Genomic DNA, 18,580 nt, shown 5'->3' with positions numbered 1-18,580 from the left:
AGTGTTATTGCCACCTCAAATACAGCAATTACAGGAGACTAGAAAATAATTTGATTTTTTACCGGACAGCAATGGCTACCAGCTGCTAGCCTCTAGAAGCTAGCAGCTAGTAGCTAGCAGCTATGTCTTCAAAGCCTTCGCATACACTTCCAACACCCTCTTCCTCGCAACATCATGCGGAACAATCGGTTTAGGGTAGCTGAATTCATTGAGCTCGGGGACCCATTTGCGGATGTATTTGAGATCCTTATCAAATTTTTCTGTTTGCAGTGCGGGATTGAATACCCTGAAATAAGGAGCGGCATCACAACCACTGCTGCTGGCCCATTGCCATCCGCCGTTATTGGCTGCTAGATCAAAGTCTAAAAGTTTTTGCGCGAAATAGGCTTCTCCCCAACGCCAGTCGATCAGCAAATGTTTGGTGAGAAATGATGCCACGATCATGCGAACACGATTGTGCATGTAACCGGTGGTGTTGAGTTCACGCATACCGGCATCTACGATGGGGTATCCGGTGGTACCCTTACACCAATGTTCAAATTCCGTTTCATTGTTTCTCCATTCAATGCGATCATATTCTTTCTTGAACGACTCGCCTTTTCCTACATGCGGGAAATGCCAGAGGATAGCATGATAAAAATCTCTCCAGATCAACTCATTCACATAGGTATCATTCAACGACAATGCACGCGCTGCTAGTTGACGAATACTCACCGTTCCAAAACGCAGATGCACACCCATTTTGGAAGTACCATTCTCCATTGCAGGAAAATCTCTGTTGGCACTGTATTGTTTGATGATGCTTTCTTGTAATTGCTTGCTTGGAAAAGGCAGATCCACTGCTTTGAAACCCATGGAAGCCAATGAAGGAATTTCTTTCACCGACTGCTGATAAAAATGAGCGTTGTATTTTTCTACCGGATAAGACTTTACATGAAAAGGTTTCAATGTCGCTCTCCATTTTCTTCCATACGGTGAAAAAACAGTATAAGGTTTTCCATCATCTTTCACCACTTCAGATTTTTCAAAGATCACTTGATCTTTAAAAGTTTGAAAACCGACTCCTTTGGATTGTAAGAAAGCAGCAATAGCATCATCTCTTTCTTTGGCATAAGGCTCATAATCGTCGTTGGTAAAAACAGTTTCGATATCATATACCTCGGTCAACTGTTTGTATACATCCATCGGGAAACCATAATACACTGCTAAACTACTTCCCATAGATGCCAATTGCACTTGCATTTCCGTAAGCGCAGCATGAATGAATTCCACACGACGATCTGTTTTGTCTTCGAGTTGATCGAGAATATTGCGATCAAAAATGAATATGGGAAGTACGGGAACACCTGTTCTCAATGCATGGTACAATGCTGCATTGTCTGTTAAGCGAAGGTCCCTGCGGAACCACATGACCTGTATGCGAGGTTTCATGAAATTTTTGTTTTGTAACAGTTGGGGATTTTAAAAGTTTACCTATTGGTAAACTTTTACTGTAAGACTTACTATTAAATAGATAAACACTTAATTTTTTATTTTTCGCTCTTGGCCGCTGGGCCTCGTCCCTGTTACCGGGCTACATTGGCTTCTGATCAGATCCGCTTCGCAGGTTCTGATCTGTCTTCGCTACGCTCGACATCGAACCCAATGAGGCCCGTCCACAGGGACTGGTTAGGGGTGAAATACACTATACCCTCATTTGTGCTACACCCTAAAATTCATTATTTGATTTCAAATCTGATTTCATCATTTTATATAGACGAATCGCTGTTGTGTTGGTGTAATGACTGTTGCCTAATTGCTTCACCCATTTGATGCCGTGGATGGCGTTGGTGAGGAATAGTTCGGAGGCTTCGAGTAATTCATCTACGGTGATTGTGCCTTCTTCTACCGGTATATTTTCTTTTCGAAGCAAGTGTAATAGATGTCTGCGCATCACACCGTTTACGGGACCTTCTGTTAGTGCAGGGGTTTTGATACTTCCATCTTTCACAATGAATACATTGGCGATGGTGGCATCTGCTACTCGATTATCGGGATTCAGCAGTATCGCATCATTTAAGTGATGTTCTTTTGCCCAGAGTGCACCCATCAAATAAGGCAGATAATTATTGCTTTTGATGGATGAAAAAAGATCGGCTGTTTTTCTGGCGTCTTTATAGATATCAATCACCAATCCATTTTCATTCAGTTCCTGTGTGGCTGGTTGTAAAGGCCAGCTTTGGATCAAAAAATAGGGATAATGATTTTGTTCATCATAAATACCGCCATCACCTCGCGTCACTGTCACCCTTACACGTGCTCTTTTGGTATGTCCGTTTTTTTCTACAACGGATAGGATTTGTTTTTCTAACCAACCGGCACTTTGATAACCCGGCTTTTTAAAGCGCAGTGTTTCTAAAGAGCTGAACAATCGTTCAAAATGGTAGTCTGCCAACATGATCTTTCCATTCAATACTTTGATGGTCTCAAAACAACCATCACCATAACGATAAGACCGGTTATTGGGAGAGATCAGCAGTTTGTCTGAACGGAGTATTTGTCCATCATAAAAAAGAAAATCGCCTTCACGCATACCATCAATTATAGAATGAAGGTAACTTGCTGATTCGAATCAACAAATATGAAGATCAATGCCATGATACAGGTGCTGGAGCAATTGGCCCCACCATCACTACAAGAGAGTTATGATAATGCCGGTCTGATCACCGGATCTGCCTCTTGGGAATGTACTGGAGTACTCTGCACTTTAGATGCTACGGAAGCAGTGATTCTAGAAGCAAAACAAAAAGGCTGTAATCTGGTGGTAGCACATCACCCGATCGTTTTCAGTGGATTGAAAAAATTGAACGGCAAAAATTATGTGGAGAAAGCAGTGATCAGCGCCATCAAAAACGATATCGCCATTTATGCCATTCATACCAATCTCGATAATGTTTCATGGGGTGTCAACAATAAAATCGCCGATAAACTGGGATTGATCAACCGAAAGATATTATCACCCAAACCCGGACAATTGATGAAGCTCCACACATTTGTACCGGTGGAGCATGCAGAGGCCTTAAGAATCGCTCTTTTTACCGCCGGAGCCGGAGAGATTGGTAAATACAGCCATTGTAGTTTTAATGTAGAGGGTACCGGAACTTTTCAGGCCGGTGAGGGCACTGATCCTTTTGTGGGAGAGATCGGTACTACGCATTCAGAGAAGGAAATTCGGGTAGAAGTTGTTTTCCCGGTTTGGAAACAGCAAGAAATCCTATCTGCCTTGTTCCAAGCCCACCCCTATGAGGAAGTAGCTTATGATCTAGTGAGCTTAGGCAATGATTATCAGAATATTGGAAGTGGTTTGATCGGAACATTACCCGAACCCATGGAAGAAACCCGGTTTTTACGGATGTTGATGACCAGTTTTGGGCTTTCGATGGTGAAACACACGCCATTTTTGGGCAAAAACATCCAAAAAGTGGCGATTTGTGGGGGGGCCGGGAGCTTTTTAACGGGGAAAGCACTGTCCAAAGGAGCCGATATCTATGTTTCAGCTGATTTCAAGTACCATGAATTCTTTGATGCCAATGACCGTATGGTGATTGCCGATATCGGTCATTGGGAAAGTGAGCAGTTCACTACCGACCTACTGATTGATGTTTTACAGGCTAAATTCCCTACCTTTGCCGTCCTCAAATCTGAAGTAAAAACCAATCCGGTGAACTACTTCACGGGGGAATAACAATCAACAATAAATCACACATACAATATGGCTTCCGTTAAAGACTTTTCGGTTGAAGAAAAACTGGTGAATCTGCTGAAATTGCAGAAGATCGATAGCAAACTGGATGAGATCCAGATCTTGAAGGGTGAACTTCCCATGGAAGTGAGTGACCTTGAAGATGAGATCCAGGGTTTACAGAGCCGTCAAACTCGTATTGAAGAAGAACTGAATGGTATCACTGAATTCATTGAAAGCAAGAAAGCTGCGATGAAAGAAAGTGAAGCATTGATCGCTAAATATGAGAAGCAGAGCGAGAATGTAAAGAACAACCGTGAATTTGAAGCCATCAACAAAGAGATCGAAATGCAACAGCTGGAGATCAAATTGTGTGAAAAGCATATCCGTGATGCGAATGAAGAGCTGGCTGATAAAGTAAAAGCTTTGGAAGCGGCTAAAAAGCAGATCGCTGTGAAAGATGGTGTATTGAACCATAAAAAAGGCGAACTGGAAAAGATCATCGCTGATACTGAGAAAGAAGAAACTCATTTCAATAAACAAAGTGCTGAAGCACGCAGTCATATCGACGAGCGTTTATTGTACAGCTACGATCGTATCCGTAAGAGCTACCGCAATGGTTTGTCTGTTGTGCCGGTAGAGCGTGATGCTTGTGGTGGTTGCTTCAACTCTATTCCTCCTCAGCGTCAGAGTGAGATCCGTTTACACAAGAAGATCATCGTTTGTGAAAACTGTGGTCGTATTCTGGTAGATGCTGATTTGAACGACAGCGTAGATGTAAAGTAAGATCACTTTAAATACTTGGAAAGGACAGCTATTTGGCTGTCCTTTCTTATTTTCGGGCTGCATGAAAATCCGTCTATCTTTTCTCCTCTCTTTGCTCTTCATAACTTCTGTACATGCGCAGAAAGTGTATGATTTCAATGCTACCTGTCAACAAGCCTATCAGGAAATCACCAAATTGAAATTGGTGAAGGGCGAATCATGGATTGAAAAAGCCAAACAACAAAATCCCAATAACCTGATACCGGTCATGTTGGAGAGTTATATCGACTTCCTGACTTTATTCTTGAATGAAAATCCGGCGGAATACAAAATCTTGTATCCTCGATTTTCAGAACGCATCAGCATACTGGAACAAGGACCCAACTCTTCCCCATTCTATCGATTTGCACTTAGTACTTTACGACTCCATAAAGCGGCATCTGCCATTAAGTTTGGTAAAACCTGGGAAGCCGGATGGGATATTCGCAGAGCATGGATGCTTTTAAAAGACAATAAAAAATCATTCCCCTCTTTTACAGCTGATGATTTGTATTATGGCACTATTCAAACCATGATTGGCACTGTTCCCAAAGGATACAAATGGTTGACCAATATTTTGGGTATGCGTGGCTCTGTTACGGATGGTTTGAAAACGGTACAAGCTTTTGTGAACAGTAATGATGTATACGCAAAAATCTATGCTCATGAAGCACAATTCATCTATCCGTATCTATTGTTCTATATGGATAACAAAAAAGATGAAGCGATTACTTTTATTCAACAAAAGAAATTGGATCTGGTCAACAATCATTTACATGGATGGATGGCTGCCAATCTCACCCTCAATAACAAACAAGCCCAATATACCCAGCAGATCGTTCAGAATAGAAATCTATCTAATGAGTATTTGGATATACCGATCTGGGATTTTGAAATGGGTTTTGTGAAAATGTATCAGCTAAAACCCGAAGAAGCCATTCCTTATTTTGAACGTTTCCTACAAAAATTCAAAGGCAATTTTTATGTGAAAGATGTGTATGATAAAATAAGACTCTGTCATTACATGATGGGCAATACGGCCGCTGCAGAAAAAGCTCGACAAATGGTATTGACCAAAGGTGCTACGGATTCAGATGCCGATAAAAAAGCTTTGAGAGATGCAAAAGCCAATTATTGGCCTAACTTATTACTCTTAAAAGCCAGGTTCTTAAGTGATGGTGGCTATCATAAAGAAGCATTGGCACAGTTACATGGAAAAACGGAAAATGATTTTCCCAAAGAAGAAGACCGACTAGAATATGTATACCGTGCTGCCAGAATTTTTGATGACCTGGGCAGAGAAGAGGAAGCCATCAACGCTTATTTAGCTGCTATCAGACTAGGCGAATTCAGAAAAGAATATTATGCTGCACGAGCGGCGGTTCAAATTGGACAGATATACGAAGCCCGCGGACAAAAAGCCCTTGCCATTCAGTATTATCAACGTTGTTTGGACATGGGCGATCATGAATACAAAAACTCACTGGACCAACGCGCGAAATCGGGGATAATGAGATGTAAAGGGGAATGAGGGATTGTATAAATTGCAGAAGGTTGGGTGATCGGGTACTAGGTGCTAGGTGCTGGGTTGAATGATGACGTTTATCAAATCTGAGATCTGCGATCTGACATCCTAAATTAGATTTTATGTTGAACAAACTCACGATACAGAACTATGCGATTATTGAGGAGATCGAAATTGATTTTTCTCGGCAGTTGAATATTATTACAGGGGAAACAGGTGCGGGTAAAAGTATTTTGATGGGGGCTTTGAGTTTGATATTGGGTGAGCGTGCAGATAGTTCAGTGCTGGTGAACACGAATAAAAAATGTTTTATTGAAGGCGTTTTTTCGGTGGATGATAAACCTGAAGTCATTCAGTTTCTGGAATCCAATGAATTGGATATTGAGAGTGAATTGGTATTGAGAAGAGAGATCGGTAGTAATGGAAAATCCAGGGCCTTTATTAATGATACACCTGCTTCCTTGCAGCAACTTAGACAACTCGCTTCTTTATTGGTTGACCTGCATCAGCAATTTGATACACTGGAGTTAGGAGATAGCGATTTTCAACGTGAAGTGTTGGATGCATTGGCAGCCAATCAATCAATGTTACAGGAATACCAACACATCTTCCGCAATTGGCAGTCGAGTGTCAAAAAATTAGAGGAATTGAAAGAACAGAAATCTGCTTTTAACAAAGAAGCAGATTACCATCAATTTCTTTTTGATGAACTGAATGAACTGTCACTCAAAGAAAATGAACTCGAAGAACTGGATCAGGAACTGAAAGTGCTCAACAGTTCCGAAGGCATTAAAGCTGCACTCACGAAAGTCTATTTTGATTTACGTGAAAGTGATCAACCGGTGGTTACCCTTCTGAAGCAAATGATTCAGCAGTTGCAGCCATTTGCAAGCATGCATAAAGACCTACAAGTCTTGATTGAAAGATTACAAAGCGCACAAGTAGAACTACAGGATATTGCATCAGAAACCGATCATATCAATGATTCTGTTGTATTTGATCAGCAACGAATTGAATGGATCAATCAAAGATTGGCGGATGGTTATAAATTGCTCAAGAAACATGGTTTGCAAACAACCACTGATCTGCTTCAATTACAAGCTTCACTTGCAGAAAAATTACAAGCTGTTCTAAATATCGACGAAACCATTCAGCAGCTGGAAAAAGAGACGGAGCTATTACACGACAAAGCAGATGCCATTGCCACAAAATTATCGGCAGCAAGAACCCAACAAATCCCACCACTGGAAAAGAATGTGAATCAGTTGTTGCGACAAGTGGGGATGCCCAATGCACAAATAAAAGTGGCGGTAACGCCCATCGCATTACAACCCTACGGAAAAGACAATATTGAGTTTCTCTTTGATGCCAATGTGCCTGCCGGACAAACCAATCAAAGCAACCGTTTTGAGCCGATTCGAAAAGTAGCCAGTGGTGGGGAACTGAGTAGATTGATGTTGTGTATCAAATCTCTTGTTGCGAAGTCCATCAACCTGCCTACCATGATCTTTGATGAGATCGATACCGGTATTTCCGGCGAAGCTGCCAAACAGGTTGGATTGATCATGAAGGAAATGGCATCGGGCAGACAAATCATCTGCATCACGCATCAGCCACAAATTGCGGGCAAGGCAGATGCGCATTTCTTTGTGTACAAAGAGATCGTGAACGATGCTGTCAAAACAAATATCAGAATGCTGAATCAAGATGAACGCATTACTGCCATTGCCAGAATGTTGAGTGGAGAAAAACCAACGGCTGCTGCACTGGAAAATGCCAGAGAAATGGTCATGAATTAGAGATTTAGCTGATATTCTATACATTTACCCCTCAAACATTGACTAAAACAAAGATTATGGCTTATAACCTGCTCAAAGGAAAACGCGGTATCATTACCGGTGCTCTTGATGAAAATTCTATCGCCTGGAAAGTAGCTGAGAAAGCACACGAAGAAGGCGCCACATTCGTACTAACAAACGCACCCATTGCCATGCGTATGGGTGAAATCAATAAACTGGCTGAAAAAACCAATTCACAGATCATTCCGGCAGATGCTACCAGTGTGGAAGAACTCACTACGCTGTTTACACAATCACAGGAAGTACTGGGTGGTAAAATCGATTTTGTATTGCACTCGATTGGTATGAGTGTCAACATCCGTAAAAAAATCCCTTATACAGAATCAAACTATGATTATTTCATGAAGGGGATTGATGTATCGGCTATGTCGCTGCACAAAATGTTATCTGTTGCCAGAAAATTAGACGCTATCAATGAATGGGGAAGTGTGGTTGCATTGACCTATATGGCTGCCCAAAGAACCTTCCCTTTCTATACCGATATGGCTGATATCAAAGCCATGCTAGAATCCATCGCACGTAGCTTTGGCTATCATTATGGACTGGAGAAAAAAATACGTATCAATACCGTATCACAGTCTCCTACCAAAACTACGGCGGGTACCGGTATCAAAGGCTTTGGCGACTTCTTCGATTTCGCGAATGCCGTTGCACCATTGGGCAATGCCAGTGCAGAAGATTGTGCCAACTATTGCATCACCCTATTCTCAGACCTCACCCGCATGGTCACCATGCAAAATCTCTTCCACGATGGTGGTTACTCTACCACAGGAGTAAGTATGGAAGTGATGACGAAATTGGGTGTGGAATAATTATGTCTGATTTCTGATGTCGGATGTCTGATATAGAACAAATCAGACATCCAACATCAGAAATTCTCAAATACTATTTTATGAACTGGATCGAAATCGTAGGTTATCTCGGCTCCTTCCTAACCTCTATCACTTTTATACCACAGGTATACAAATCCTGGCAATCGAAAAGCGTAGGTGACTTGAGTATTTGGATGATCCTGATCGTAGTTACCAGTACCATTGTTTGGTTGGTATACGGATTCGCCATTGAAAGCGGTCCGGTGATCGTAGCTAATTGTGTTGTACTAGCTTTGACTTTGTTACTGCTTTATTTCAAGCTTACTTTCAAGAAAGATAGACCATAGTCCATGGTCCATGGTTCATAGTTTATATCTATGGACTATCGACTATGGACTATGGACAAAAAAAAGCCGCCTCTACACAAGGCGGCTTTTTGTATCACAGAGAGCGAAATATCAGTATTCATCTTCATTGAACATGAAGTCTTCCTGACTAGGGTAATCAGGCCAGATGTCTTCTATGCTCTCGTACACTTCTCCCTCATCTTCCAATTCCTGGAGATTCTCAACCACTTCAATAGGTGCACCACTACGGATAGAATAATCAATCAGTTCATCTTTGGTAGCAGGCCAAGGGGCTTCTTCCAGGTAACTTGCCAATTCTAATGTCCAGAACATAACTTACCTTTTAATTTTTTGCAAATGTAACCGTATATATGAAACCACCAAATATGACAGTCCACAGTGTGTAAAGAAATGTTTAAAAATAGGCTGATATGAAGCCCTGTTCGTAGGTTTGTAAGCAAAACAGCGCAGAATTCATGCTAAAAGCAGTCAACATCACCCGAAAATACGGTCAGCTAGAAGTTTTGAAAGGCGTAGATATTGAGGTCAACAAGGGCGAAATGGTGAGTATTGTAGGTTCCTCCGGTGCCGGAAAAAGTACATTACTGCATATTCTAGGCACACTCGACAGACCCGATTCCGGCTCTATTTGGTTAAATAATCAGTCTGTTGATGAGCTGCGAGGTGAGAAACTGGCTGCTTTTCGAAACCAACATATTGGATTTGTCTTCCAGTTTCATCACTTATTACCTGAATTTTCAGCACTGGAAAATATCAGTATCCCGGGCTGGATCGCGGGAACCCCCAAAAAGCAAGTAGCAACCAGAGCAATGGAATTGTTATCGCTTTTAGGACTGGCTGATCGTGCAGAACATAAACCCAATCAATTATCCGGTGGAGAACAACAAAGAGTAGCGGTTGCAAGAGCATTGATCAATCAACCCGATATCATTTTCGCAGATGAACCCACCGGCAATCTAGACAGCGCCAATGCCAAAGAATTACACCAACTATTCGGAACACTCAGAGACCGTTTCAACCAAACCTTCCTCATCGTCACACACAATGAAGAATTGGCGGCGTTGAGTGATCGGACTTTGCATATGAAGGATGGGGTGATTGTAAGTTAGTAAAAAGTCAAAGGTGAAAATCTGAAGACCTTTCACTTTTCACCTTTCACGTTTCACTTCTCCCCTACACTCGCGGTTTCCACGCTATCTCCGCCACCCCCAATTGTTGCCCAATGAAGCGGCTAAGGACGAAGAGATAATCGCTTAGGCGGTTGAGGTATTTGATGACTAAGGGATCTACAAATAATTCATGCTCCTGCATATTCACACAACAACGTTCTGCTCTTCTGCACACACATCGTGCAATATGGGTAGATGAAACGGCTATATGCCCGCCGGGAAGAATAAAAAACTTCATGGGCGGTAAAGCATCGTTCATTTTATCGATCTCTTTTTCCAGCACCGTGATATCAGATTCCTTGAGATCAGGAATTTTCATCAAGGGTTCTTTTTCAGGATCACATGCCAGTGAAGAACCGATGGTAAATAAACGGTCTTGGATTTCTTTCAGTACAGAACGGGTATGAGGTTCATCAAAATAATCACCAACCAATCCAATATGAGAATTGAGCTCATCCACTGTTCCGTAGGTTTCAATTCTGATATGGCTTTTGGGTACTTTGGTTCCTCCTATGAGGGATGTTTTACCCAGATCACCTGTTTTCGTATATATCTTAAGGGCCATTGCGATAAGTTGTGTGTTTGAAAACAAAATTAGATTTGAATGGTTCAGTTACAAAAAGAGAGCCTTGGTAAGCTCTCCACAAAATGTACACCTGTCGTGACTATCTTAAAGATGCGCCATGGCAACACTCCTTACTTTATCGGTTTCTACCAATCCATCACGTAAACGCACCACCCGATGGGCATATGCAGCAATATCTTCTTCATGCGTTACCAATACCACGGTATTACCCGATTGATGGATTTTCGCAAATAGTTCCATCACTTCCACAGAAGTTTTGGAATCCAGGTTTCCGGTGGGCTCATCCGCCAATAGAATGGAAGGATTATTCACCAGTGCACGGGCAATCGCAACCCTTTGAATTTGTCCGCCACTCAGCTCATTGGATTTATGATGACTTCTCTCCGCCAAACCCACTTTATTCAATGCTTCCAATGCTCTTTCCATCCGCTCTTTCTTTCCTACACCGGCATAGATCAGTGGTAAGGCTACATTTTCGGCAGCTGATAAACGGGGTAAAAGATTAAATTGTTGGAATACGAATCCGATTTCGGAATTACGCACCTCTGCTAAATCATCATCCGCCATTTTACTGACGTCTTTATCATTCAGAATATATTTACCTCCGGTAGGTGAATCCAAACAACCGAGGATATTCATCAAAGTACTTTTACCACTTCCGGATGGACCCATCAGCGCTACATATTCATTCTTACGAATATCCAGTGTGATTCCTTTTAATACAGGAATGGCTTGACTACCCATGAAATAACTTTTCTGGATATTTTCTAATCGGATGATCGCCTGATTTGACATGATGACAATTTAAGTAAATCTCTGATAACCTATTTACGAATCACTTTGGGAACTTGAAAAAAAGAAGTGCCGGTACCGGAAGCGTTCCGTAATGCCTGCTCTTGACTGATGGAACCTTGTATTTCATCTGCTCTCAAAACATTGGTAGACTGCCCGATATGCATCAAAGGCTCAATTCCTACCGTATCAACTTGAGAGAGTGTTTCTACAAAAGCGACCATTTTTTCAAGATCCTTTTGAATCTCTGCTTTTTCCTCCTCACTAAAATGAAGTCTTGATAAATGAGCCAAATGATCTGTAAGTGCGGCTGTTACTTCCATGTAAACAAAAATAACTGAAAGCCATCCAAATCCAATGCTTTCTTGTTGAGTGGCAATTGAAAAAAAGCAACCAGATTTTGAAACAAAACCTGCATTCCACTGTTTACAAATATGGATAAAGGCCACAATGATACAACCGAATAATATTTGCAAAGATTAACATTGGCATAAGACTCTCTGAATCAGTCATTTCTTTGTCACTATCCACACAAAGTGTATAAAAGCACTGTTAAAACAAGTTCATTTTATCTTTTTTCATCATAAATTGTAAACAAACAAAATCCCCCCGATTATGTTAGTGTACGTCCTGTTAATCGTTTACCTGGGATGCCTCTATATGGCATACAAAGGTGCGGCTCCTTCGGAAGAGTAACTGTTTCCAACATCATCCTACTGAAGAGCCATCGTCCAACTTCATTCGTTCAGGGTAATGAAGTTGGATTTTTTTTGCCCTTTACTTACCTATCTTTTAAAAAATAAATTCCCTTACCTTCGATACAAATAGTTGCATAACTAACTAATTTTACGGTAAAGCTGTTGCACATGAAATCCAACATTCCATGGGTTTAAAAAAACCTGGTTATAATGGGTGTATTTCAGGTGATCAAAATCAATAAATGTAAACGCATGAAACGTTCTATCAAAAAAGTTGCAGTATTGGGTAGTGGTGTAATGGGTTCTCGTATTGCCTGTCACTTTGCAGGTATGGGTGTTCAGGTATTGTTATTAGACATGGTAGCCAAAGGCGCAGAAGAAAGCAGCAAACCCGCAGAGCGAAATAAACTGGTGAATGATGCGTTACAAGCTGCTATCAAAAGCAATCCATCTCCGGTATACAGCAAATCTGTTACGAAAAGAATTACCACCGGCAACTTTGATGACAATATGAAAGATATTGCTAACTGCGACTGGATCATTGAAGTGGTGGTTGAGCGTTTGGATATCAAACAACAGATTTATACACGCGTTGAACAATTCAGAAAACCCGGCACTTTGGTTACGTCCAACACATCGGGTATCCCCATTCATATGATGGCGGAAGGTAGAAGTGAAGACTTCAAAAAACATTTCTGTGGCTCACACTTTTTTAATCCGCCCCGCTACCTCCGTTTACTCGAAATCATTCCAACACCATATACCGATCCGGAGATCGTTGACTTCTTAATGCATTATGGTGATCTGTATCTCGGAAAAACAACGGTTCTCTGTAAAGACACTCCCGCATTTATAGCAAACAGAATTGGCGTATTCAGCATCATGAGCATCTTTCATATCATGGACAAGTTAGGTCTGGGTATTGATGAGATTGATGTACTCACCGGACCCATCATCGGCAGACCTAAATCAGCTACTTTCAGAACAGCTGATGTAGTTGGTATCGATACATTGGTAAAAGTGGCAAAAGGGGTGGCAGATAATTGTCCGACAGACGAGGCCAACGCTATTTTCAATATTCCTGCTTGGCTGGAAACATTGGTAACCAATAATTGGTTGGGGGATAAAACCGGACAAGGTTTCTTCAAAAAAATCAAATCAGCAGAAGGAAAAGAAATTCAAACCTTGAACCTGAAGACCATGGAATATGGTCCGCGTAATAAACCTAAGTTCCAAAGTATAGAAGCAGCCAAGCCGGTGGAAGACCTGAAGCAAAGAATTAAAATGTTGTCTGCTGCCGGAGACAAGGCGGGTGAATTTTATCGCGCTTTCCATTTTTCACTGTTTTCATATATCTCATTTCGTATTCCAGAGATCAGTGATGAGATCTATCGTGTAGATGATGCGATGATGGCAGGTTTTGGCTGGGAAATCGGTGCTTTTGAATCCTGGGATACAGTGGGTGTAAAAGAAACAGTAACTGCTATGAAATCTGCCGGACAGGCAGTTGCACCATGGATCGATGAAATGCTGGCTACCGGCGCCACTAGTTTTTATAAAGTAGAGAACGGTCGTAGAATGTTCTACGATCAAACTTCAAAATCCTATAAAGCTATTCCGGGTGGAGAATCCTTCCTGGTGATGAGTCATCATAAAGACAAAACCGTTTGGAAAAACAGTGCTTGTCGATTATATGATCTGGGAGAAGGTGTTGCGGGACTGGAATGGAGTACCAAAATGAATAGTATTGGTGGTGAAGTGTTAGAAGGATTGAATAAATCCATTGCTATCGCGGAAGAAAAATTCAAAGGTCTGGTGATTGGCAATGAGGGTCCGAATTTTAGTGCCGGTGCCAATGTGGGAATGATCTTCATGTTGGCGATTGAACAGGAATATGATGAACTGGATATGGCCATACGCATGTTCCAAAATACGATGATGCGTGTTCGCTATTCTTCTGTTCCTGTAGCCATCGCACCACATGGATTGACATTGGGTGGCGGATGTGAAATGAATTTGCATGCAGACAAAATCTGCGCTGCTGCAGAAACCTATATCGGATTGGTGGAGCTGGGTGTCGGATTGATTCCCGGTGGTGGTGGTACCAAAGAATTTGTGCTGCGCGCCGCCGATGAAATGCATGAAGATGAGCCGGAAACTATTACATTAAAAAACAGATTCTTATCCATCGCCACTGCGAAAGTAGCCACTTCAGCACAGGAAGCATTGGAAATGGGTATCCTAAGAAAAGGAGCGGATGAAATTGTGATGAATACAGGCAGACGCATTGCTGAAGCCAAAAAATCAGTAATTGAATTGTATGACAGCGGTTATACCACTCCTATTCAACGCAATGATATCAAAGTATTAGGTCGTTCAGCCTTGGGTGCTTTGTATGCAGGTATTAATGGTATGTGGCGTGGTGGTTATGCCACGGATCATGATGTGGTAGTGGCCAAGAAATTAGCGTACGTAATGTGCGGTGGTGATCTCAGTGAACCTACCAACGTTACTGAACAATATTTATTGGATCTGGAAAGAGAAGCATTCTTGAGTCTTTGTGGCGAAAGAAAAACATTAGAGCGTATTCAAAGTGTATTGAAAAGTGGTAGACCGGTGAGGAATTAATACTGATATAAATACATATCGCATAATGAATAAAAGAGAGTTAGTATAGGCACTAACTCTCTTTTATTTTCAAACGGAAAAAAGTACCGGCTTCTTCTGAAGTACCATAAATAATCTCGCCCCCCAATTCTTGCATGGTCAGTTCCAATGCCTTGTACAAAAAAGTATGATACATATTTGCCGAATCTGTAAAAAAAGCATGCAGCTTGCCAGCTTCTGTTGATTTTGAGCGATTTAAAAAATCTAGTGTCAGAAACAGATCTCCGGGAGTAATGGATATTTCAATTACTCCCTCATCATCACTCAGCTCCAACATATTTTTTAAAAGAATTTCAATGACCTCACGCAATACGATTTCAGATGTAACAATCCAATGGGTATGGAGTGGACAAGATAATGAAAGAATGATCTTTTTATCTTCAATGGTTGATTGATACTTGATAGTCGTTTCTTCTATCAGGTAACAGATATCGGATCGTACCAAAACATTGCCGTTGTGCGGGTGCATGCAGGTCTATGTAATTTGTTGCTGTAATTTATTATTATTTCGAATCTCAGCACATTAAAATCCCAGATGTAGTGCCTTTAAACCGGACACTGACCGTTGATACATGTAAAAAACAGATCATCCCAATTCTAGTAAAAAGTCAACATTCTAGTTATCTTCGATATGCTTCAACCCTTGGTTTATCATTTTTCATCGTTAACAACCGCTTATGCAACCCATTCTCTCCATTCAGGGAGTCTCTAAAAATTATGGCTCCATTCAAGCCCTGAATAGTGTATCCTTCGATGTTCCGCAAGGATGTGTTTTCGGAATTTTAGGTCCAAACGGTAGTGGTAAAACCACCCTACTCAGTATTATTCTGGATATCTTACAAGCCAGATCCGGTACCTACAACTGGTTTGGAAAACCCGGCTCAGCTGCCACCAGAAAACTGATTGGCTCTCTGTTAGAAACGCCGAATTTCTACCATTATCTCTCTGCAGTAGATAACTTAAATATCACACACGCCATCAGTGGCAGAGGTGATGCTGCAGATATAGACCGGGTATTGGAGATTGTAAAACTATCTGCGAGAAAAAAGAGCAAATTCAAAACCTATAGTCTGGGTATGAAGCAAAGACTGGCCATAGGTGCAGCTTTATTGGGTAATCCGGATGTATTGGTATTTGATGAACCTACCAATGGATTGGATCCTGTGGGTATTGCAGAAATCCGTGAATTGATCAAACAACTGGCACGTGATGGTAAAACCATTATCATGGCGAGTCATTTATTGGATGAAGTTGAAAAAGTATGTACGCATGTGGCCATCCTAAAAAAAGGCAACTTATTGACGGCCGGACCTGTAGATGAAGTGTTGGCGAATGAAGATATCGTAGAAGTATCCGCTCAAGATACGGTGAAGCTCAAAGAAGTGCTGGCAAGTATTCCCGGACATACTCACTTAAAAGAAGAAGGAAAAGCCATTCAGTTATTCTTCCCGATTGGTACTGCCAATATGGAAGATATCAATCGCTATTGTTTCAATCAGGGTATCACTTTGAACCAATTACTCCTGAAGAAGAAAAGTCTGGAAACAAAATTCTTCGAACTCACCAACGACTAATTCATCCTTAAAACAAGAAATCATGTTATCGCTTATAAAAATAGAATGGTTAAAGATCAAAAAGTATCCAGCCTTTTGGTGGATGCTGGTGATTGTAGCACTCACCTATCCGAGTATCAATTTAATGTTCCTGAATGTTTATGAAGAAATTTCAACGGGAAAAGAAATGGGAGCCATTGCCAAAATGCTGTTGGGCAATCCCTATGCCTTCCCAGAAACCTGGCATTCGGTAGCATTCTTCTCCTCATTTTTTATTGTACTGCCCGCAATCTTAGTGATCATGTTGATCACGAATGAGTACAACTACAGAACGCACAGACAAAACATCATCGATGGTTGGAGCAGGGAGAATTTTATCACTAGTAAATTATGTGATGTACTGATCATCAGCACCATCATCACGATTGTTTATGCTATTGTAGCAGCAGGTTATGGATTCTATACCGATAGTAAAACATTCTACAGATGGGCAGAGCAGTTGGAATACATTCCCTTATTCTACTTACAAACCTTTGCTCAATTGACACTCGCTTTTTTATTGGGATACTTGATTAAAAAAGCCTTCATCGCTTTGGGTATTTATTTCTTTCAGTATCTGATCATTGAAAATATAGGTGTATCCTGGTTCAAGTATAAAGTAGGTAATGATCTGGGAAGATTTTTCCCTTTCGAAATATCAGATCGTATCGTCCCACCTCCTGCTTTTATTGGCAACTTCGGTAAAGATGCCAAAGCCGGTTATGAAAAAGCCGTAGCAGCCGTTCCGGAACACGTCATCATGACCATTATCTTAACGGCCGCCATCTGGTTTATCTGTTATAGGGTTCATAAGAAAAGAGACCTTTAAAATCTTTGATTTTTTGATCTTTGATTTTTTGATTTAATAAAGGCAAATCAAGAAATCAAAGATCAACGAATCACAGATCTCTTAAAGCTTGTTGAATAGTAGCGTATTCGAACCTAAAGCCTTGTTCTTCTATTTTGCGGCTGCTTACGGTTGCACTCTTTAGTACTTCTATACTCATTTCACCGAGTATCATTTTGAGAAGAAATGCGGGTACATAAAAAGGAATATAGAATGATCCGTTTTTTTGTTTCGCCAATGTGAGTGTCAATTCTTTATTGGAAACCGGATGTGGAGCTACTGCATTGAAAGTTCCCTGCATCGATTGGTTTTCGATGGCATACAAAAACATGCGGCAAAGATCATGTACATGGATCCAACTGATCATTTGTTTTCCGCTACCAAGTATCGCAGCCATACCGCCTTTCAGTGGTTTTTTAAATTCTGCAAGTGCACCACCGGTTGTGCTTAATACAATACCAATACGCAATTTCACCAATCGTTTACCAAGCTCTGTAACCGGAGTAATACTTTCTTCCCAGGCTTTACAAGTGCTTCCCAAATAATCAGGATAAGCAGGCATGTCCTCAGTGAATGAAGACCCCAAGGTATTGTCTTCATCTGGTCCATACCAACCGATAGCTGAAGCGCTGATAACAGATTGTACTTTATTAGGAATTGTTTGTAATGCTTTCACTAATAAAGCACTGCTTTGGGTCCTGCTATCCAATATTTCTTGCTTTCGTTTGGCAGTCCATCTTTTATCTGCAACACCTGCACCCGCCAAATGAATGATATGATCTGCTTGCTGAATAGCGGTTTCATCAATGGTTTGTTCCTGTAAATTCCATGAAGCAATTCGAATGACTTTACCATCGATCTCTTTTTTACCGGATGCACGACTCAGCCAAATAACATCATACCCTTTTGACAAGAGTACTCTTGTTAGCTGTTGTCCAACCATTCCCGTTCCACCTGTGATGAGTATTGTTGCCATAATCGTAAATAAACAATCCCTTTATTGATTTTTTCTAAGAAGCTATTCAGAAATACTACCTGCATAACTAATACAAATATCCGTTGAATATTGTTGAAAAAAGAACCCCGACTGCAACGTCGGGGTCAACAACTAAAATCACCAGGCTAAAACATCTATGATAA

The 18,580-nt window shown here is 41.1% G+C and carries 18 protein-coding genes; 10 read left to right on the top strand and 8 right to left on the bottom strand.

Annotation, left to right across the window (positions count from 1 at the left end; genetic code table 11):
- Positions 1–120: 120 nt before the first annotated feature.
- Both ACTIEV_RS11285 and ACTIEV_RS11280 read right to left on the bottom strand, forming a co-directional pair.
- Positions 121–1,431: a cryptochrome/photolyase family protein gene (locus ACTIEV_RS11285; protein WP_439516489.1), complete on the bottom strand. Its 1,311-nt coding sequence runs from the start codon at positions 1,429–1,431 to the stop codon at positions 121–123.
- 277 nt (positions 1,432–1,708) lie between these two features.
- Positions 1,709–2,572 carry an aminotransferase class IV gene (locus tag ACTIEV_RS11280; protein WP_439516488.1) on the bottom strand — a complete coding sequence of 288 codons (864 nt, stop codon included), beginning with the start codon at positions 2,570–2,572 and terminating at the stop codon, positions 1,709–1,711.
- 48 nt (positions 2,573–2,620) lie between these two features.
- Here ACTIEV_RS11280 and ACTIEV_RS11275 point away from each other — a divergent pair, with 48 nt between their 5' ends.
- From ACTIEV_RS11275 to ACTIEV_RS11250, 6 genes are all read left to right on the top strand, one after another.
- Complete coding sequence (locus ACTIEV_RS11275) at positions 2,621–3,724, top strand: Nif3-like dinuclear metal center hexameric protein (protein ID WP_322196375.1); 1,104 nt, start codon at positions 2,621–2,623, stop codon at positions 3,722–3,724.
- A gap of 27 nt (positions 3,725–3,751) precedes the next feature.
- Positions 3,752–4,507 (top strand): zinc ribbon domain-containing protein, encoded by a 756-nt coding sequence (locus tag ACTIEV_RS11270; RefSeq protein ID WP_322196374.1) that lies wholly within the window; start codon positions 3,752–3,754, stop codon positions 4,505–4,507.
- A gap of 61 nt (positions 4,508–4,568) precedes the next feature.
- Positions 4,569–6,056, top strand: coding sequence for a bacterial transcriptional activator domain-containing protein (locus ACTIEV_RS11265; RefSeq protein ID WP_322196373.1), 1,488 nt, complete (start codon positions 4,569–4,571; stop codon positions 6,054–6,056).
- 116 nt (positions 6,057–6,172) lie between these two features.
- Entirely contained in the window at positions 6,173–7,849 is a 1,677-nt protein-coding gene (gene recN, locus ACTIEV_RS11260) for a DNA repair protein RecN (RefSeq protein WP_322196372.1), read from the top strand.
- A gap of 56 nt (positions 7,850–7,905) precedes the next feature.
- Positions 7,906–8,721: an enoyl-ACP reductase FabI gene (locus tag ACTIEV_RS11255; RefSeq protein ID WP_178889013.1), complete on the top strand. Its 816-nt coding sequence runs from the start codon at positions 7,906–7,908 to the stop codon at positions 8,719–8,721.
- Between the two features lie 80 nt (positions 8,722–8,801).
- A complete protein-coding gene (locus ACTIEV_RS11250; RefSeq protein WP_322196371.1) occupies positions 8,802–9,068 on the top strand; it encodes a SemiSWEET family sugar transporter in 267 nt (88 codons plus the stop codon).
- Positions 9,069–9,179: 111 nt separating this feature from the next.
- Here ACTIEV_RS11250 and ACTIEV_RS11245 read toward each other — a convergent pair whose 3' ends face one another.
- Entirely contained in the window at positions 9,180–9,401 is a 222-nt protein-coding gene (locus ACTIEV_RS11245; protein WP_026767946.1) for a DUF2795 domain-containing protein, read from the bottom strand.
- A gap of 143 nt (positions 9,402–9,544) precedes the next feature.
- Between ACTIEV_RS11245 and ACTIEV_RS11240 the strand changes: the two genes are divergently transcribed.
- On the top strand, positions 9,545–10,198 hold the full coding sequence (locus ACTIEV_RS11240; protein ID WP_322196370.1) for an ABC transporter ATP-binding protein: 654 nt from the start codon (positions 9,545–9,547) through the stop codon (positions 10,196–10,198).
- A gap of 64 nt (positions 10,199–10,262) precedes the next feature.
- Here the strand turns inward: ACTIEV_RS11240 and ACTIEV_RS11235 are convergent, their stop codons facing one another.
- The 3 genes from ACTIEV_RS11235 to gatC form a co-directional block, all read right to left on the bottom strand.
- Positions 10,263–10,823, bottom strand: coding sequence for a cob(I)yrinic acid a,c-diamide adenosyltransferase (locus ACTIEV_RS11235; protein WP_178889016.1), 561 nt, complete (start codon positions 10,821–10,823; stop codon positions 10,263–10,265).
- 105 nt (positions 10,824–10,928) lie between these two features.
- On the bottom strand, positions 10,929–11,639 hold the full coding sequence (locus tag ACTIEV_RS11230; RefSeq protein ID WP_439516487.1) for an ABC transporter ATP-binding protein: 711 nt from the start codon (positions 11,637–11,639) through the stop codon (positions 10,929–10,931).
- A gap of 29 nt (positions 11,640–11,668) precedes the next feature.
- Positions 11,669–12,112, bottom strand: coding sequence for an Asp-tRNA(Asn)/Glu-tRNA(Gln) amidotransferase subunit GatC (gene gatC, locus ACTIEV_RS11225; RefSeq protein ID WP_439516486.1), 444 nt, complete (start codon positions 12,110–12,112; stop codon positions 11,669–11,671).
- Positions 12,113–12,586: 474 nt separating this feature from the next.
- Between gatC and ACTIEV_RS11220 the strand changes: the two genes are divergently transcribed.
- A complete protein-coding gene (locus ACTIEV_RS11220; RefSeq protein ID WP_439516485.1) occupies positions 12,587–14,962 on the top strand; it encodes a 3-hydroxyacyl-CoA dehydrogenase/enoyl-CoA hydratase family protein in 2,376 nt (791 codons plus the stop codon).
- A gap of 52 nt (positions 14,963–15,014) precedes the next feature.
- On the opposite strand, the gene ACTIEV_RS11215 is transcribed toward ACTIEV_RS11220, so the two are convergent.
- Positions 15,015–15,470, bottom strand: a complete 456-nt coding sequence (locus ACTIEV_RS11215) for a hypothetical protein (RefSeq protein WP_439516484.1) — start codon at positions 15,468–15,470, stop codon at positions 15,015–15,017.
- A gap of 208 nt (positions 15,471–15,678) precedes the next feature.
- Here ACTIEV_RS11215 and ACTIEV_RS11210 point away from each other — a divergent pair, with 208 nt between their 5' ends.
- Positions 15,679–16,575 carry an ATP-binding cassette domain-containing protein gene (locus tag ACTIEV_RS11210; protein WP_250686175.1) on the top strand — a complete coding sequence of 299 codons (897 nt, stop codon included), beginning with the start codon at positions 15,679–15,681 and terminating at the stop codon, positions 16,573–16,575.
- A gap of 22 nt (positions 16,576–16,597) precedes the next feature.
- Positions 16,598–17,422, top strand: a complete 825-nt coding sequence (locus tag ACTIEV_RS11205) for an ABC transporter permease (protein ID WP_439516483.1) — start codon at positions 16,598–16,600, stop codon at positions 17,420–17,422.
- Between the two features lie 70 nt (positions 17,423–17,492).
- Here ACTIEV_RS11205 and ACTIEV_RS11200 read toward each other — a convergent pair whose 3' ends face one another.
- On the bottom strand, positions 17,493–18,416 hold the full coding sequence (locus ACTIEV_RS11200) for a TIGR01777 family oxidoreductase (RefSeq protein WP_322196362.1): 924 nt from the start codon (positions 18,414–18,416) through the stop codon (positions 17,493–17,495).
- Between the last annotated feature and the right edge of the window lie 164 nt (positions 18,417–18,580).

The sequence above is a fragment of the Sediminibacterium sp. genome (assembly GCF_051861365.1).
Classification (GTDB): domain Bacteria; phylum Bacteroidota; class Bacteroidia; order Chitinophagales; family Chitinophagaceae; genus Sediminibacterium.
The sequence above is the reverse complement of the archived record's forward strand: the minus strand, read 5'-3'. Positions and strand labels throughout refer to the sequence as shown.

Bases quoted from the DNA above. Each gene is read 5' to 3' on its own strand.
- recN (WP_322196372.1), top strand. From the start codon at position 6,173: ATGTTGAACAAACTCACGATACAGAACTATGCGATTATTGAGGAGATC.
- ACTIEV_RS11205 (WP_439516483.1), top strand. From the start codon at position 16,598: ATGTTATCGCTTATAAAAATAGAATGGTTAAAGATCAAAAAGTATCCA.
- ACTIEV_RS11245 (WP_026767946.1), bottom strand. From the start codon at position 9,401: ATGTTCTGGACATTAGAATTGGCAAGTTACCTGGAAGAAGCCCCTTGG.
- ACTIEV_RS11240 (WP_322196370.1), top strand. From the start codon at position 9,545: ATGCTAAAAGCAGTCAACATCACCCGAAAATACGGTCAGCTAGAAGTT.
- ACTIEV_RS11285 (WP_439516489.1), bottom strand. From the start codon at position 1,431: ATGAAACCTCGCATACAGGTCATGTGGTTCCGCAGGGACCTTCGCTTA.
- ACTIEV_RS11280 (WP_439516488.1), bottom strand. From the start codon at position 2,572: ATGCGTGAAGGCGATTTTCTTTTTTATGATGGACAAATACTCCGTTCA.
- ACTIEV_RS11270 (WP_322196374.1), top strand. From the start codon at position 3,752: ATGGCTTCCGTTAAAGACTTTTCGGTTGAAGAAAAACTGGTGAATCTG.
- ACTIEV_RS11200 (WP_322196362.1), bottom strand. From the start codon at position 18,416: ATGGCAACAATACTCATCACAGGTGGAACGGGAATGGTTGGACAACAG.
- ACTIEV_RS11215 (WP_439516484.1), bottom strand. From the start codon at position 15,470: ATGCACCCGCACAACGGCAATGTTTTGGTACGATCCGATATCTGTTAC.
- ACTIEV_RS11250 (WP_322196371.1), top strand. From the start codon at position 8,802: ATGAACTGGATCGAAATCGTAGGTTATCTCGGCTCCTTCCTAACCTCT.
- ACTIEV_RS11230 (WP_439516487.1), bottom strand. From the start codon at position 11,639: ATGTCAAATCAGGCGATCATCCGATTAGAAAATATCCAGAAAAGTTAT.
- ACTIEV_RS11220 (WP_439516485.1), top strand. From the start codon at position 12,587: ATGAAACGTTCTATCAAAAAAGTTGCAGTATTGGGTAGTGGTGTAATG.
- ACTIEV_RS11265 (WP_322196373.1), top strand. From the start codon at position 4,569: ATGAAAATCCGTCTATCTTTTCTCCTCTCTTTGCTCTTCATAACTTCT.
- ACTIEV_RS11255 (WP_178889013.1), top strand. From the start codon at position 7,906: ATGGCTTATAACCTGCTCAAAGGAAAACGCGGTATCATTACCGGTGCT.
- ACTIEV_RS11210 (WP_250686175.1), top strand. From the start codon at position 15,679: ATGCAACCCATTCTCTCCATTCAGGGAGTCTCTAAAAATTATGGCTCC.
- ACTIEV_RS11235 (WP_178889016.1), bottom strand. From the start codon at position 10,823: ATGGCCCTTAAGATATATACGAAAACAGGTGATCTGGGTAAAACATCC.
- ACTIEV_RS11275 (WP_322196375.1), top strand. From the start codon at position 2,621: ATGAAGATCAATGCCATGATACAGGTGCTGGAGCAATTGGCCCCACCA.